The organism is Rhodoplanes sp. P11 (assembly GCF_964266735.1).
In the GTDB taxonomy this organism is placed as follows: Bacteria; Pseudomonadota; Alphaproteobacteria; order Rhizobiales; family Xanthobacteraceae; genus Rhodoplanes; species Rhodoplanes serenus.
Genome location: NZ_CAXWGY010000017.1, coordinates 234,167 through 248,195, shown reverse-complemented (window position 1 = coordinate 248,195; position 14,029 = coordinate 234,167). Strand labels below are relative to the sequence as shown.

12 protein-coding genes are annotated in these 14,029 nt (G+C 70.9%); 6 read left to right on the top strand and 6 right to left on the bottom strand.

The annotated features are described in order from the left end of the window. Positions 1-34: 34 nt before the first annotated feature. The 6 genes from phnN to ACFQUV_RS15660 form a co-directional block, all read right to left on the bottom strand. Positions 35-2,092 carry a phosphonate metabolism protein/1,5-bisphosphokinase (PRPP-forming) PhnN gene (phnN, locus tag ACFQUV_RS15685; RefSeq protein WP_129608593.1) on the bottom strand — a complete coding sequence of 686 codons (2,058 nt, stop codon included), beginning with the start codon at positions 2,090-2,092 and terminating at the stop codon, positions 35-37. Between the two features lie 244 nt (positions 2,093-2,336). Further along, a complete protein-coding gene (gene nadC, locus ACFQUV_RS15680) occupies positions 2,337-3,170 on the bottom strand; it encodes a carboxylating nicotinate-nucleotide diphosphorylase (RefSeq protein WP_129608592.1) in 834 nt (277 codons plus the stop codon). A 126-nt stretch (positions 3,171-3,296) separates the two neighbouring features. Then, the gene (locus ACFQUV_RS15675) at positions 3,297-4,025 is read right to left on the bottom strand and encodes an ABC transporter permease (RefSeq protein ID WP_129608591.1); all 729 of its coding nucleotides are present in this window, start codon (positions 4,023-4,025) and stop codon (positions 3,297-3,299) included. Positions 4,026-4,029: 4 nt separating this feature from the next. Continuing rightward, the gene (locus tag ACFQUV_RS15670) at positions 4,030-4,779 is read right to left on the bottom strand and encodes an ABC transporter permease (RefSeq protein ID WP_129608590.1); all 750 of its coding nucleotides are present in this window, start codon (positions 4,777-4,779) and stop codon (positions 4,030-4,032) included. Positions 4,780-4,806: 27 nt separating this feature from the next. Continuing rightward, positions 4,807-5,637, bottom strand: coding sequence for an ABC transporter ATP-binding protein (locus tag ACFQUV_RS15665; protein ID WP_129608589.1), 831 nt, complete (start codon positions 5,635-5,637; stop codon positions 4,807-4,809). After that, complete coding sequence (locus tag ACFQUV_RS15660; protein ID WP_129608588.1) at positions 5,634-6,602, bottom strand: ABC transporter substrate-binding protein; 969 nt, start codon at positions 6,600-6,602, stop codon at positions 5,634-5,636. The genes ACFQUV_RS15665 and ACFQUV_RS15660 overlap by 4 nt, the downstream gene beginning before the upstream one ends. A gap of 315 nt (positions 6,603-6,917) precedes the next feature. Here ACFQUV_RS15660 and ACFQUV_RS15655 point away from each other — a divergent pair, with 315 nt between their 5' ends. The 6 genes from ACFQUV_RS15655 to ACFQUV_RS15630 all read left to right on the top strand — a co-directional run bounded on the left by ACFQUV_RS15655 (position 6,918) and on the right by ACFQUV_RS15630 (position 14,027). Further along, a complete protein-coding gene (locus ACFQUV_RS15655) occupies positions 6,918-7,511 on the top strand; it encodes a CatB-related O-acetyltransferase (RefSeq protein ID WP_244601527.1) in 594 nt (197 codons plus the stop codon). A 102-nt stretch (positions 7,512-7,613) separates the two neighbouring features. Further along, positions 7,614-8,174, top strand: coding sequence for a hypothetical protein (locus ACFQUV_RS15650; protein WP_129608587.1), 561 nt, complete (start codon positions 7,614-7,616; stop codon positions 8,172-8,174). Between the two features lie 64 nt (positions 8,175-8,238). Further along, on the top strand, positions 8,239-9,525 hold the full coding sequence (locus ACFQUV_RS15645; protein ID WP_129608586.1) for a TolC family protein: 1,287 nt from the start codon (positions 8,239-8,241) through the stop codon (positions 9,523-9,525). Then, entirely contained in the window at positions 9,522-10,481 is a 960-nt protein-coding gene (gene ihpB / locus ACFQUV_RS15640) for a divalent metal ion exporter adaptor subunit IhpB (RefSeq protein WP_207211429.1), read from the top strand. The genes ACFQUV_RS15645 and ihpB overlap by 4 nt, the downstream gene beginning before the upstream one ends. Beyond that, positions 10,471-10,836, top strand: coding sequence for a P-II family nitrogen regulator (locus ACFQUV_RS15635; RefSeq protein ID WP_129608585.1), 366 nt, complete (start codon positions 10,471-10,473; stop codon positions 10,834-10,836). Before ihpB ends, ACFQUV_RS15635 begins: the two co-directional genes overlap by 11 nt. After that, positions 10,833-14,027: an efflux RND transporter permease subunit gene (locus ACFQUV_RS15630; protein WP_129608584.1), complete on the top strand. Its 3,195-nt coding sequence runs from the start codon at positions 10,833-10,835 to the stop codon at positions 14,025-14,027. Before ACFQUV_RS15635 ends, ACFQUV_RS15630 begins: the two co-directional genes overlap by 4 nt. The last annotated feature ends 2 nt before the right edge of the window (positions 14,028-14,029 follow it).

Sequence of the window (14,029 nt, the reverse complement as noted above, 5' to 3'; positions counted from 1 at the left end):
GCACGCGCCGGCGGCGCGGCGGATGTGCGCGATATCAGCGCACCGTGCCCGGCTCGGTCAGCTGATAGCCGCAGGAGCGGGCCGCCAGCGCGGCCGCCGCGTCGAGGTCGGACGCCGCATTGGCGTGGATCACGAACAGCGGATCACCGGCCGCGACGGCATCGCCGAGGCGCGCCACCAGATCGATGCCGGCGCCCTTGTCGAGCGGCGCCCCCGCCACCCGGGCGATGCCGGCGATGGCGAAGCCGTCGATGTCGGCGACCACTCCGCCGCGCTCCGCCAGCACCGTGCGGGTGAGCCGGCCCGGACCGATCGGCTCGCGCCGCGCTCCTTGAGCGACGACGATCCTCTCCAGCGCCTCGCGGGCCGCGCCGGAGGCGAGCAGCGCCTCGGCGCGCCGGCGACCCGCCTCGACGCTGCCGATCGCCGGGTCCCACGCCAGGATGCGGCCGGCGAAGCGCAGCGCCTTCTCACGCAGGTCGGAGAGCATGTCACCGGCATCGCCCTCCAGCACCCGCAGCACATCGCACGCCTCCAGGGCCGGGCCGACGCCGCGCCCCACCGGGGCGCTGCCGTCGGTCGGCACCGCCTCGACGGCGAGGCCGAGCCCGGCGCCCACCGTCTCGAACAGACGCGCCAGCGCGGTGGCCTCGGCGGCGCTCTCGATGCGGGCGCGCGGCCCGTACGGCAGGTCGATCACCACATGGGTGGCGCCGGCCGCGAGCTTCTTGGACAGGATCGAGGCGACCGACCAGCGGTTGGAGTCGAGCCCGAGCGGCCGGGTGATGGCGTTCATCACATCGTCGAGCGCCGAGTGGCCGAGCCGGCCGTTCCACGCGATGCAGCCGCGTGCCGCGGCGACGACGCGGCGGACGTCGTCGGCATCGAGATCGACGCGGGCGAGCGTCTCCATGGCGTCCGCCGTGCCGGCCGCCGACGTGATGGCGCGCGACGAGGTCTTGGGGATCGCGAGCCCGTGCGCCGCCACGATCGGCACCAGGATCATGGTGATGCGCGAGCCCGGGATGCCGCCCATCGAGTGCTTGTCGGCGACGATCGGCTCGTCGAAGCGCAGCGCATTGGGGAAGCGCGCCCGCACCCGGGCGAGCGCCAGCACCTCGGCGTCGTCGAGGCTGCGGTCGGCGGCGACCAGGAAGCCGGCCACCTCGCTGTCGGGATAGCGGCCCTCGACGATGTCGCCGACCACCTGGGCATAGGCGGCCTCGTCCAGCGTGTCGCCACGGATCTTGCGGCGCAGCGCCGCCCGGCTCGCCGGGGTCGGGGTGCGGGTGAGCACGACGGGCGTGCTCTCCGGCAGGGCGAGCCGGTCGAACACCTCGGCGGTGAGCCCGACCGCATCGGCCGGCACCACGCCCGGCTCCGCCACCATCACCTCGGCGCGCACGCTGCGGCCACGGCCGGCGAGATCGATGCGGCCCGGCCCGAGATAGTCGGCGGCGGCCACCACGGTCGAGTCGCGCGGCAACACCGCCAGCGCCCGGGCGCCGGCGGCGAGCGGCAGCCGGACGAGGCGCAGCCGCGCCGTCTGGGCCTGAAGCGCCGCGATCAGCCGCTCGATGCCCTCCTGCGGGCTGCGATCGTTGTCGACGCGGACGAGGGTGACGCCGGCGGGCGGCGGCGGCGTGGTGCGGGCGAGGCGGGCGAGCACGACGTCGCCGCTCTCGCGGCCGCGCGCCGCGATGCGGGCGGCCAGGACCTCCGGCGGCGCCGTGATCTCGATCACCACCACGTCGGGCAGGCGCTCGGCCAGCGCCGCGATCACGGCGCGCGAGCCGTTGGCGACGACGTGACGTCCTTTCGCGATCTCGTCGAGAAGGCCGATCGGCAGGCCGTAGCGCAGGCCGTGCGCCGCCCACTCGATCAGGAAGGCGCCGCCTCGCGCCATCCGCTCGAAGGTGTCGGGATCGACGGCGTCGTGCGCCTCACCGCCGGCATCGGCGGCGCGCGTGATGGTGCGGCGGGCGAACACGAAGCGGCCACCCGGTGCCAGTGCGGCGCGGGCGCCGTCGAGCAGCGTGTCCTTGCCGGCGCCGCTCGGTCCCACCACGAAGAACAGGAGGCCGGGAGTCATGGTCTGTCGTTCTGCGTGCATCTGCTCTGCGTGCATCGGTCGACGGCGGGTCCGCTGTCACCTCTCCCCGCCGCGCGGGGAGAGGTCGAGTTCCACGCCGCAGGCGTGGAGCTCGGGTGAGGGGGCGCCTCCATATCCACGCGATCCCCCCTCACCCCACCCCTCTCCCCCCCGTCGGGGAGAGGGGGAGCACGCACCACGCTCTCTGGCGAGACGAGGCTCTGCATCGCACAAACATCCCGCTTCACGCCGCGTCGAGGCCGATGTCGATCGGCCGCGCCCCTTGGGTGATCTTGCTGGTCGAGATGTAGTCGACGCCGGTCTCGGCGATCGCCTTGATGGTATCGAAGCGGATGCCGCCGGAGGCTTCGAGCGGCACGCGCCCGCCGACGCGCGCCACCGCGGCGCGCATGTCGGGGAGCGACATGTTGTCGAGCATGATCACGTCGGCACCGGCGGCGAGCGCCTCGTCCACCTGATCGAGCCGGTCGCACTCCACCTCGATCTTGGTGAGGGTCGGCAACTGCCGGCGGGCGCGCGCCACCGCGGCCGTGATGCCGCCGCACACGGCGATGTGGTTGTCCTTGATCATCACGCCGTTGTCGAGCCCGAGCCGGTGGTTGAGGCCGCCCCCGCAGGTCACCGCGTGCTTCTCCAGCATGCGCAGGCCGGGCGTCGTCTTGCGGGTGTCGATCAGCCGGGCCTTGGTGTGGGCGATCAGCGCCACCCAGCGGGCCGTCTCGGTGGCAATGGCCGAGAGGTGCTGAACGATGTTGAGCGCGGTGCGCTCGGCGGTGAGCAGGCCGCGCGCCGGCCCCTCGACGGTCAGCAGCACGGCGCCGCTCGCGACGGCGTCGCCATCACGCACGGCGACCGCGACATCGAGGCGCGGCTCGTAGCGGCAGAACACCGCGGCGGCGACCTCGATGCCGGCAACCGTCAACGGCTCGCGGGCGTTCATGGCGAAGCGGCCCCGTTCGTCGGGCTCGATCATGGTCTGCGCCGTGAGGTCGCCGTGGCCGACATCCTCGGCGAGCCACAGGTCGATCAGGCGGGCAATGGCAAAGCTGTCATACATCGCGAACGTCCTTTCCTGATTCCATGTCGGCGCGGTGACACACGCGCCGCGTGCTTTTCACGCAACGCATCACCTGCCTCAGCGCCGTGACGCCCGGTCGAGCGCCCGCGCGCCGGGCCGATCAACTCAGCGCCGCCACGCCCGATCGAGCGCCAGCAGGGCCGCATTGACCACGAGGGCGAGCATCGCCAGCAGCAGCGCCACCGCCAGCACGCTCGGCATGTCGCCGCGCTCCATCGCCTGCATCACCACGAAGCCGAGACCGTTGCGGGCCGCGAACATCTCGCCGATCAGCACGCCGAGCAGGCACAGCGAGACGCCGAGGCGCGCCCCGGTGATCACCTCGGGCAGGATCGCGGGCAGCACCACGTAGAACGAGCTCTGCCACGGCGTCAGCCCCATCACGGCGGCGCTGCGGCGATAGACCGGCTTCATGTTCAGGATGGCGTTCATGGTGAACAGGGTGAGCGGGATCATGCCGTGCATGATGCCGAAGGCGATGCGGGCCGAGATGCCGAGGCCGAAGATCAGCAGCACCACCGGATAGAGCGTCACCTTGGGCAATGCGTAGAGATTGACCAGGATCGGCTGGGCGACCGCTCCGGTGGTGCGATTCATGCCGAGCAGAATGCCGAGCCCGATGCCGGCGAAGGTGGAAAGCACCACGGCGGCCGCGAAGGCCCGGCCGGTCTCCCCGGCCTGGCGCCAGAAGTCCGCATCGCCGAGCAGCACGCCGAGCCGGACGAGCGTCGCGACGGGCGACGGCAGCCCGCTGTTCGACACGGCGAGATGCAGCCCCTCCCAGACGACGAGGAGGACGAGGACCACGACGGCGGAGCCGAGGGCGCTGCGCACGGCTCTAGCGCCTCAGCCGCGCCTGGAGGCGGCGGTCCACCGCGTCGAGCCCGGTGTTCACCACGGTGACCACCAGGATGATCAGCAGCATCAGCCCGTACATCTCGCGATTGTCGAAGTTGTTGTAGGCATACGCGATGGCGTAGCCCATGCCGGCGCCGGACAGGATGAACTCCGACGCGATGACGCCGATGAACGCATAGGCGACCGCGAGCTTCACGCCGGTGAAGAGATGCGGCAGCGCCGCCGGCAGGCCGATCAGCAGGGCGCGCGAGGCCGGCCCCATGTGCATCATGCGGGCGGTCTTGCGCAGCACCAGGGGAATGCGGTCGAGACCCACCAGCGTGGCCGAGATCATCGACACGATGGCGAGCAGCACCGCGATGGCCACGATGGCGGCCGGACCGACCCCGAACAGGATGATGAAGACCGGGTAGAACATGAAGGTCGGCACCGCATAGTAGCTGGCGAGCAGCGGCTCGACGGCACCGCGCACCAGCGGCCAGGCATGGATCACGGCGCCGACCAGGAAGCCGAGCCCGATCGACAGCACCGCGGCGATGGCGACGCTGCGCAGGCTGACCACGATGTCGGCCCAGTGCTTGCCGCTCGCCAGGATGTCGACCAGGCTCGCCGCCATGGCGGAGGGCGGGATCACCACCGTGACCGGCACCCAGCCGAGCCGGCAGGCGAGCTCCAGCGCCGCCACCGCGGCGGCGATGACGAGGAGCCTGATCCAGCCCTCGCGGGTCACGGCACGGTCCCGGCGATTGTCATCCGCTCACCCCTCGCGCAGATGCTTGAGCGACTCGACCCGCAGCCGCTCCCACAGGTGGCCGGTGAGATCGCCGAAACGCGGATGCGAGACGATGCGGCTGTCGCGCTCGGCATCCCAGCCGGTCGCCACGATGTCGATGAATACGCCGGGCCGCGCCGACATCACGCCGACACGGTCGGCCAGCATGGCGGCCTCGTCGAGCGCGTGGGTGATCAGCAGCACCGTGGCGCCGGTCTCGCGCCACATGCGCAGCAGCTCGTCGCCCATCAGCAGCCGCGTCTGCGCATCGAGCGCACCGAACGGCTCGTCGAGCAGGATCAGCCGCGGCTGCATCACCAGCGTGCGGGCGATGCAGACGCGCTGGCGCATGCCACCGGAAAGCTGCGCCGGATAGGCATCGGCGAAGCCGCGCAGCCCCATGAAGCCGATGGCGTAGTCGACCCGGCGGGCGATCTCGGCCGGATCGACGCCGGCCCGCCGCAGCCCGAACGCGACATTGTCGGTGACCGACAGCCAGGGGAACGAGGCGTCCTCCTGAAAGACCGCGCCGACCCCGGCCGGCACCCCGGCGATCGGCCGCCCCTCGAACTCCGCGGTGCCGCTGGTCGGGGTCGCGAGGCCGGCCAGCACGTCGAGCAGCGTCGACTTGCCGCAGCCCGAGGGACCGACCACCGAGAAGAACTCGCCGCGCTTCAGATCGAGATCGATCGGCCCCAGCGCATGCACGTCGTCGCCCCGCCCTCGCCGCGAGAACACCCGGGTGACACCGACGAGCCGCGCATGCGGCATCGCGGTGTCGGGCACCACGGCGACCTCGGCCGGCGACACGCTCATTTGGCGCCCTGGACGGCGGGCGGCAGGAACGACGGATCGAGCAGCTTGGACCAGTCGACCGGGCCGGTGATCTCGCCGATCAGCCGCAGGCCCTCGACGGTGCGGTCCAGCTCGGTGCGGTCGAAGGCGCCGGTGCTCCACATGCGCGGCCCGATCATGTTGGCAACCGCCACCTGGGCGACGGCGGGATCGAGCTTGAACGCCTTCGTCAGAATCTCGGCCGCCCGGGCGGGGTTCTCGTAGAGCGCCTCGACGCCGGCGGCGCGACCCGCGATGATGGCGCGCAGGCGCTCCGGATTGCTCTTCGCAAAGGCGCGGGTGGTGATGCCGACCGAGGTGGTCATCGGCGGCAGCAAACTGCCGTAGGACACGACGGTCCGATACTTGTCGGCCCGGATGATCGACAAGGGCTCGATCAGCGCAGCCGCCGCGACGGCGCCCTGCTCCAGCATGGTCAGGCCGTTGACATAGCCGCCCGAGGCGACGCGCTCGACCTTGGTGGCGTCGACGCCCTCCTGCTTCAGCGCCATCAGCAGCAGCATCTCGGAGACGCCCTTGGGCGACGTCACCGCGACCTTCTTGCCCTCCAGATCCTTGAGCGAGCGGATCGGCGAGTCCGGCATGGTGACCAGCGACGCCTCGGCGGTCGAGCGGGTGCCGGTGTTGACGATGATCACATCGAGGCCCTGGCGCTGCGCCGCCAGCGCGGCCGCGATCGCCACGTCCCCATAGGGCGTCTCGCTCGCCAGCAGGTTTCGCACCGTGGTGCCGCCACCGCCGGAGCCGATGATCGAGGTGATGTCGACGCCGGCCTTCTTGAACAGGCCCTCCGCCATGGCGACCGCATAGGGCGCGCCATAGAGGCTGGTGCCCCATTGGGTGACCGAGATCTCGACCGCGCCGGCGGGCGCGGCCACCAGCAGTACGGCGGCGGACAGGACGGCACGAAGCGCGGTGCGGAACATCGTCGGGTCCTTCGGGATCGGGGGTTGTCGGCAGCGTCGGACGACGCCCGGCATCCTAGTCGACCCCGCGCCGGCCGACCAACCGGAAACTCGCGCCCCAGCTCTGCCGGCGCGGCGCCGTCCGTCGGCGAGAGATCATCGGCCGGCGCGACGCTGCCGTTCCGCGTCGACGTCGCGGACGACAACCAGGCCGCGAAGCCGGCGAGCCGGCCGCGACATCGCGATGTCGCCGGATCGGCCGCAGTGGCGTAGACGAGCGGGCGGGAGCCGTGGGCGACACCCCGGTCGGCGCGGCCTCCCGCCAGGAGACGGCCCGTGTCGAAGCTCTCGGATTTTCTGCGCCGGCGGGCGATCCCGCCCGAGCACCACACGCGACGAGCGCTCGCCCGCTATGTCCACAAGCGCGGCTTCGAGATCGGCGACTACACCTATGGGGTGCCGGCGATCCGGCCGTGGGGCAGCGCCCGGCTCACCGTCGGCCGCTACACCAGCATCGCGGCCGAGGTGGAGATCTTCTTGGGCGGCGACCACCGGATGGACGCGGTGTCGCTCTATCCGTTCGACGGGCCGGACGAGACCGGGGCCGCCGACGTGTGGATCGGCTCCGACGTGTGGATCGGCTTCGGCGCCACCATCCTGCCGGGGGTGCGGATCGGGCACGGCGCCGTCATCGGGGCACGCACCGTGGTGTCCCGCGACGTGCCGGATTACGGCATCGCGGTCGGCAACCCGGCCCGCGTGGTCAAGCATCGCTTCGCCCCGGAGATCATCGCGGCCCTGCTGCGCACCGCCTGGTGGGACCTCGATCGCGCCGCCGTCCTCGGCCTGAAGCCGCTGCTGACCGGCACCGACGTGCCGGCGCTCGTCGCCGCCTGCGAGCGGCTGCGGGCAACGGCGTCCGCGCAATGATCCCGACGCTATAGCGTAACAACTGTAACGGAGCGCAGCGCGCGGCGTGATTTTCGTCTCGCATCGGCTTGACAGCTCTGATCGTTGTCGTCTCTTAGAGGCATGCAAGGCGCCCCCGCTTCGGCATCGTCGGCCTGTCCCAATCGATCGATCCTCGATCGTTCGATTGCTGCACTGGCGACCGTCTGCCGTTCGGTCGTGGGCCACTCCATCCTGCGGCTCTCCAGCGCCGGCGGATTCGTCGTCAGCCGCTCGATCATCAGCCGCTCGATCATCAGCCGCTCGATCATCAGCCACCGGATCGTTCGTCGGCCGGTCGTTCGTCGGTCGATCGCGGTCGCCTGCGTGCTGATACTGGTGCTGGTCGGGGTCTTGCATCATCTGATGCCGGACCACTATGCCTTCGGCGCCGACATCACGGCGCCGGCCGCGGCGGCCGCGCTGCCGTCTGATGCGGCGTCCCCGTCCGAAGACGGGTCGGGCGGCTTCGCCGTCGCCATAGCGGCCGACTACTGCTCGGCCTGCACTGCCGTGACCCTGCCGGCCGTCGCGCTCCGCGGCATGGGCGAACGCCTTGCGCTCGTCGTCGATCCGGCACCACCGCCCGCCACGCGGGCACATCCGCCGGGCATCGAGCTGCCTCCGCCACGACGATCCGTCTGAGCACGTCCTCACGGCGGCTCGGCCCGTTCGGGCCGCCTCCCGTTGCTGCTCACGGTCGTCCATCATGCTCCATCGCGCGGTCGCGTGGGCGCTGGGCTTCGCCCTGGCCCTCCACGCCTCGTCCCCTGCTCTCGCGCAGGCCCCGAACCGGGCACCTTCGCGAACCCTGACCTTGACGGCCGCCATGCAGCGTGCGCTGGCGGCCAATCCTCGCCTCACCGCGGCCGAGCGCGATATCGGCATCGCCCGCGGCCGGCGCATCCAGGCGGGGGCCATCCCCAACCCCGATCTGTCGTTCGAACTCGACAACGCTTTCGGCACCGGCGACTACCGCGGCACCCGCTCGGCCGAGACCACGTTGCAGATCAGTCAGCTCGTCGAGCTGAGCGGCAAGCGCCAGGCCCGCATCGCGGCCGGCGACGCCGGCTTCGCGGTGGCGGGCTGGGATCGCGCCGCGGTACGGCTGGAGGTGCTGTCCGAGACCGCGATCGCCTTCGTCAACGTGCTGAGCGCCCAGCGTCGCGTCGAGATCTTCGACGAGCAGATCGCCACCCTGGGCCGGCTGACGCCGCTGCTCCAACGCCGGGTCGACGCCGGTGCCTCGTCGCCGGCCGAGATCGCCCGGGCCGAGGTGGCGGCCGATCTCGCCAAGGCGGATCGCGAGCGCGCCCGCGTGGCGCTGGCGGTGGCGCGGCGCGACCTCGCGGCGCTGATGGGGCTCACCGCGCCCGACTTCAAGAGCGTCTCGGGAAACCTGTCGCGCATCGGCCGGCCGCCGCCGTTTCCCACCGTGCTGGCCGCCCTGGAGGCAAATCCGCAGCTCGTCCGCTGGACCGCCGTGCAGGCTCAGCGCCGCGCCGAGCTGCTGCTCGCCCGCCTCAAGGTGGTGCCGGACCCGCAGGTCGGCCTCGCCTGGCGCCATTATCGCGACACCGGCGACGACGCCGTCCGCCTCGGCGTGGCGATCCCGCTGCCGCTGTGGGACCAGAACCGGGGCGGCATCCTGGAGGCGCAGGAGACCCTCGCCAAGACGGACGCCGAATGGAAGATCAACCGGATCGGCTTGATCCTGCTGCTCGGCCGTGCCTGGGAGACGATCGGCGGCGCCATCGAGGAGGTGCGCCTGCTGCGCGGCTCGACGATCCCGAAGTCGCGAAACGCGCTCGAAACCATCGAGAGCGGCTACGGCCAGGGTCGCTTCACCCTGCTCGAGATCCTCGACGCGCAGGCGGTCGCCGTGCAGGCGGCGCTGCGCGAGGTCGAGGCGCTGACCATCTTCCACACCGCCGTCGCCACCATCGAGGGCCTGACCGGCAGTCCCCTCACCCTGAGCCGCGAGGCGTCGCGATGATCACCCGGATTCTGCGTTACGCGATTCTGCTGGCCGTGCTGGCGGGGCTCGCCGGCGGCGGCCTCCTGCTGCTCGGCCGCTCCGACGGGCGGACCCCGCCGAAGGCCGGGCACGCCGAGGAGGAGGGGCATGGCGGCGGCGACAAGGTGGAGATCGGCGCCGCCAAGCTCGCCGCCACCGGCATCGAGATCGCCGACGCGGCGCCGGGCGTGCTGCGCGACAGCCTGCTCCTCAACGGCATCATCCAGCCGAACCAGGAGACGCTGGTGCAGATCACGCCGCGCTTTCCCGGCGTCGTCCGCGACATCCGCAAGCGGATCGGCGACACCGTGAGCAAGGGTGATCTTCTCGCCACCGTGGAAAGCAACCAGAGCCTGACCACCTACGAGCTCAAGGCACCGATCAACGGCACGATCATCGACCGCCAGGCGTCGCTCGGCGAGTACGCCTCCGAGCAGAAGGCGGCGTTCATCGTCGCCGATCTCTCGACCGTATGGGTCGACTTCTCGGTCTACCGGCGCGACTTCAGCCGGGTGAAGGTCGGCGATACCGTGATCGTCGATCCCGAGGACGGCGGCAGCCCGATCGAGACGAAGATCGCCTACGTGTCGCCGATCGGCACCAGCGACACCCAGAGCGCGCTCGCCCGCGCCATCGTCCCCAACAAGGACATCCGCTTGCGGCCCGGGCTGTTCGTCACCGGCCGGCTGCTGCTGTCGGCCAAGCCGGTCGACGTCGCCGTCAAGGCGAGCGCCTTGCAGACACTGGAGAACCGGACCGTCGTGTTCGTCCGCAACGGCGAGGTGTTCGAGGCCCGCGAGGTCGAGATCGGCGATCGCGACGCCGAGCAGGTCGAGGTGCTGTTCGGTCTGATGCCGGGCGAGCGTTACGCGGCGAAGAACAGCTTCGTGATCAAGGCGGAGATCGCCAAGGGAGCCGCCAGCCATGAGCACTGATCCGGAGTTCACCGTGGTGACGGCGATGATCCAGGCGCACATGGAAGGCCATGTGATCGACGCGCTGCACGGTCTTCCCGAGTTCACCGGCTTCTCGCTCACCGAGGTGCGGGGCCAGGGACGTGGCCAGGGCGTCGGCGGCAGCTATACGGCGACCGAGTTCGGCTTCAGCTACCAGCGCCATCTCCAGATCCAGATCGTCTGTCGCACCGAACAGGCGCGGCTGATCTGCCGCACCATCGCCGAGGCGGCGCGCACCGGCCACAAGGGCGACGGCATCATCTTCACCACGCCGGCGGCAGACTTCGTCCGCATCCGCGAGTTCGGCCGGCCCGGCCCGGAGACGACCCGATGATCGACGCCATCCTGGCCTTCTCGATCCGCCAGCGCTGGATGGTGATCATCGCCATGCTCGGCATCGCGGCCTTCGGGGCGTGGAACTTCACCCGTCTGCCGATCGACGCGGTGCCGGACATCACCAACGTCCAGGTGCAGATCAACACCCAGGCGCCCGGCTACTCGCCGCTCGAGGTGGAGCAGCGCATCACCTTTCCGATCGAGACCGCCATGGGCGGCCTCCCTCGGCTCCAGTATACGCGGTCGCTGTCACGCTATGGCCTGAGCCAGGTGACCGTCGTGTTCCACGACGGCACTGACATCTACTTCGCGCGCCAGCTCGTCAACGAACGAATCCAGCAGGTCAAGGACCAGCTCCCGCCCGGTGTCGAGACCGCCATGGGACCGATCTCGACCGGCCTCGGCGAGATCTACATGTTCACGGTCGAAGCGAAGGACGGCGCCCGCAGGCCGGACGGCTCCGCCTACACGCCGACCGACCTGCGCACCATCCAGGACTGGATCATCCGGCCGCAGCTCCGCACCACTCCGGGGGTGGTCGAGGTCAACACCATCGGCGGCTACGCCAAGCAGTTTCATGTGCTGCCGAACCCGGCGCGGCTGATGGCCTACAAGCTGAGCTTCCGCGACGTGATGACGGCGCTCGCGGCCAACAACGCCAATGTCGGCGCCGGCTACATCGAGCGCAACGGCGAGCAGTACCTCGTCCGTACGCCCGGCCAGGTGGCCGACGTCGGCGAGATCCGCGCCGTCGTGATCGGCACCCGGGGCGGCGTGCCGATCCGCATCGGCGATGTCGCCGAGGTGCGCGAGGGCACCGATCTGCGCACCGGCGCCGCCACGCTGAACGGCGAGGAGGTGGTGCTGGGCACCGCGATGCTGCTGATCGGCGAGAACAGCCGGACGGTGGCCCAGCGGGTCGCCGACAAGCTGCGCGAGATCGGCCGCTCGCTGCCGGAGGGCGTGGTGGCCCGCACGGTCTACGACCGCACCACCCTGGTCGAGGCGACCATCGCGACGGTGGAGAAGAATCTCGTCGAGGGCGCCCTGCTGGTGATCGCCATCCTGTTCCTGATCCTCGGCAACATTCGCGCCGCCGTGGTGACGGCCTGCGTCATTCCCCTGTCGATGCTGATCACCATCACGGGAATGGTGGAGAACAGGGTCAGCGCCAACCTGATGAGCCTCGGCGCCATCGACTTCGGCATCATCATCGACGGTGCCGTCATCATCGTCGAGAACTGCCTGCGACTGCTCGCCGCCGAGCAGCATCGGCGCGGCCGGCTGCTCACCCGGGCCGAACGATTCGACACCATCCTGGCGGGGGCCCGGGAGGTGATCCGGCCGAGCCTGTTCGGCACGATGATCATCGCCGTCGTCTACCTGCCGGTGCTCACGCTGACCGGCGTCGAAGGCAAGATGTTCACCCCGATGGCGCTCACCGTGCTGATGGCGCTCTCCGCCGCCGCGCTGCTGTCGATGACCTTCGTTCCGGCCGCGGTGGCACTGGTCGTCACGGGTCGCGTGTCGGAGCACGAGAACGCCTTCATGCGGGTCTCGCGCCGGCTCTACGTGCCATTGCTGGGCGGCTCGATCCGCTTCCGCGGCCCCGTGGCGATCGGCGCCGTCGCGTTGATCGTGGTCAGTGGCTGGGTGGCGTCGCGAATGGGCGGCGAGTTCATCCCGAGCCTCGACGAGGGGGACGTCGCCGTGCAGGCACTGCGGGTTCCCGGCACCAGCCTGTCGCAGTCGATCGAGATGCAGGCCGCACTGGAGAAGCGCCTTCTGCAAGTGCCGGAGGTGAAGGAGCTGTTCGCCCGGGTGGGCACCGCCGAGGTGGCCACCGACCCGATGCCGCCTTCGATCTCCGACGCCTACGTGATGCTGAAGCCGCGGAGCGAATGGCCGAATCCCTCCAAGCCCAAAGGCGAGGTCATCGCCGATCTCGAGAAGGCCGCCGAGGACATTCCGGGCAGCAGCTACGAGTTCTCCCAGCCGATTCAGCTCCGCTTCAACGAGCTGATCTCGGGCGTGCGCAGCGACGTCGGCGTCAAGATCTTCGGCGACGACCTCGACACCCTGCTGCGTGTCGCCAATCAAGTGCAGGCGGTACTCCAGACCGTGCCGGGCGCCGCCGACGTGAAGACCGAGCAGATCGCCGGCCTCCCGGTGCTGACCGTCAAGCTCGATCGCCCGGCGCTGTCGCGCTACGGCATCAGCGCCGGCGAGGTGCAGGGCATCGTCGAGATCGCGGTCGGTGGCAAGAGTGCCGGCCTGGTGTTCGAGGGCGACCGCCGGTTCGATCTCGTCGTCCGCCTGCCCGAGCACATGCGGATGGACATCGAGTCCATCAAGGCGCTGCCGATCCCGCTGCCGGCCGCCGAGGCAGCGCCCGCGGCTGGACCGGCCGGCTCCACCGCAGTTCTGCGGACCGCGTGGGGCGGCCCGCCGCTCGCCCAGGGGCGGTTCGTGCCGCTGTCGGCAGTCGCCGACGTCGAGCTCGCCCCCGGCCCGAACCAGATCAGCCGCGAGAACGGCAAGCGCCGCATCGTGGTGACGGCCAATGTCCGCGAACGCGACCTCGGCTCCTTCGTGGCGGACGCCCAGCGGGCGGTCGCCGAGCGGGTGAAGCTGCCAGCCGGCTACTGGATCGGCTGGGGCGGGCAGTTCGAGCAGCTCGTCTCCGCCACGCAGCGCCTCGCCATCGTGGTCCCGGTGGCGCTGCTGCTGGTGTTCCTGCTGCTGTTCATGAGCCTCGGCTCCGCCGCCGATGCGGCCCTGGTGTTCAGCGGGGTGCCGCTGGCACTCACCGGCGGCATCGCCGCCCTGTGGCTGCGTGACATTCCGCTGTCGATCAGTGCCGGCGTCGGCTTCATCGCGCTGTCGGGCGTCGCCGTCCTCAACGGCCTCGTCATCATCGCGGTGATCCAGCGGCTGCGGGCGGAGGGACGGCCGCTGGTCGAGGCGGTGCGCGAAGGTGCGCTGATGCGGTTGCGGCCCGTGCTGATGACCGCCCTGGTCGCCTCGCTCGGTTTCGTCCCCATGGCGATCGCCACCGGGGCCGGGGCCGAGGTGCAGCGGCCCCTCGCCACCGTCGTCATCGGCGGCATCATCTCGTCGACGATTCTGACGCTGCTCGTGCTGCCGGCGCTCTATGTGCTGTTCCGGCGCGAGACCACCAACGCCTGAGC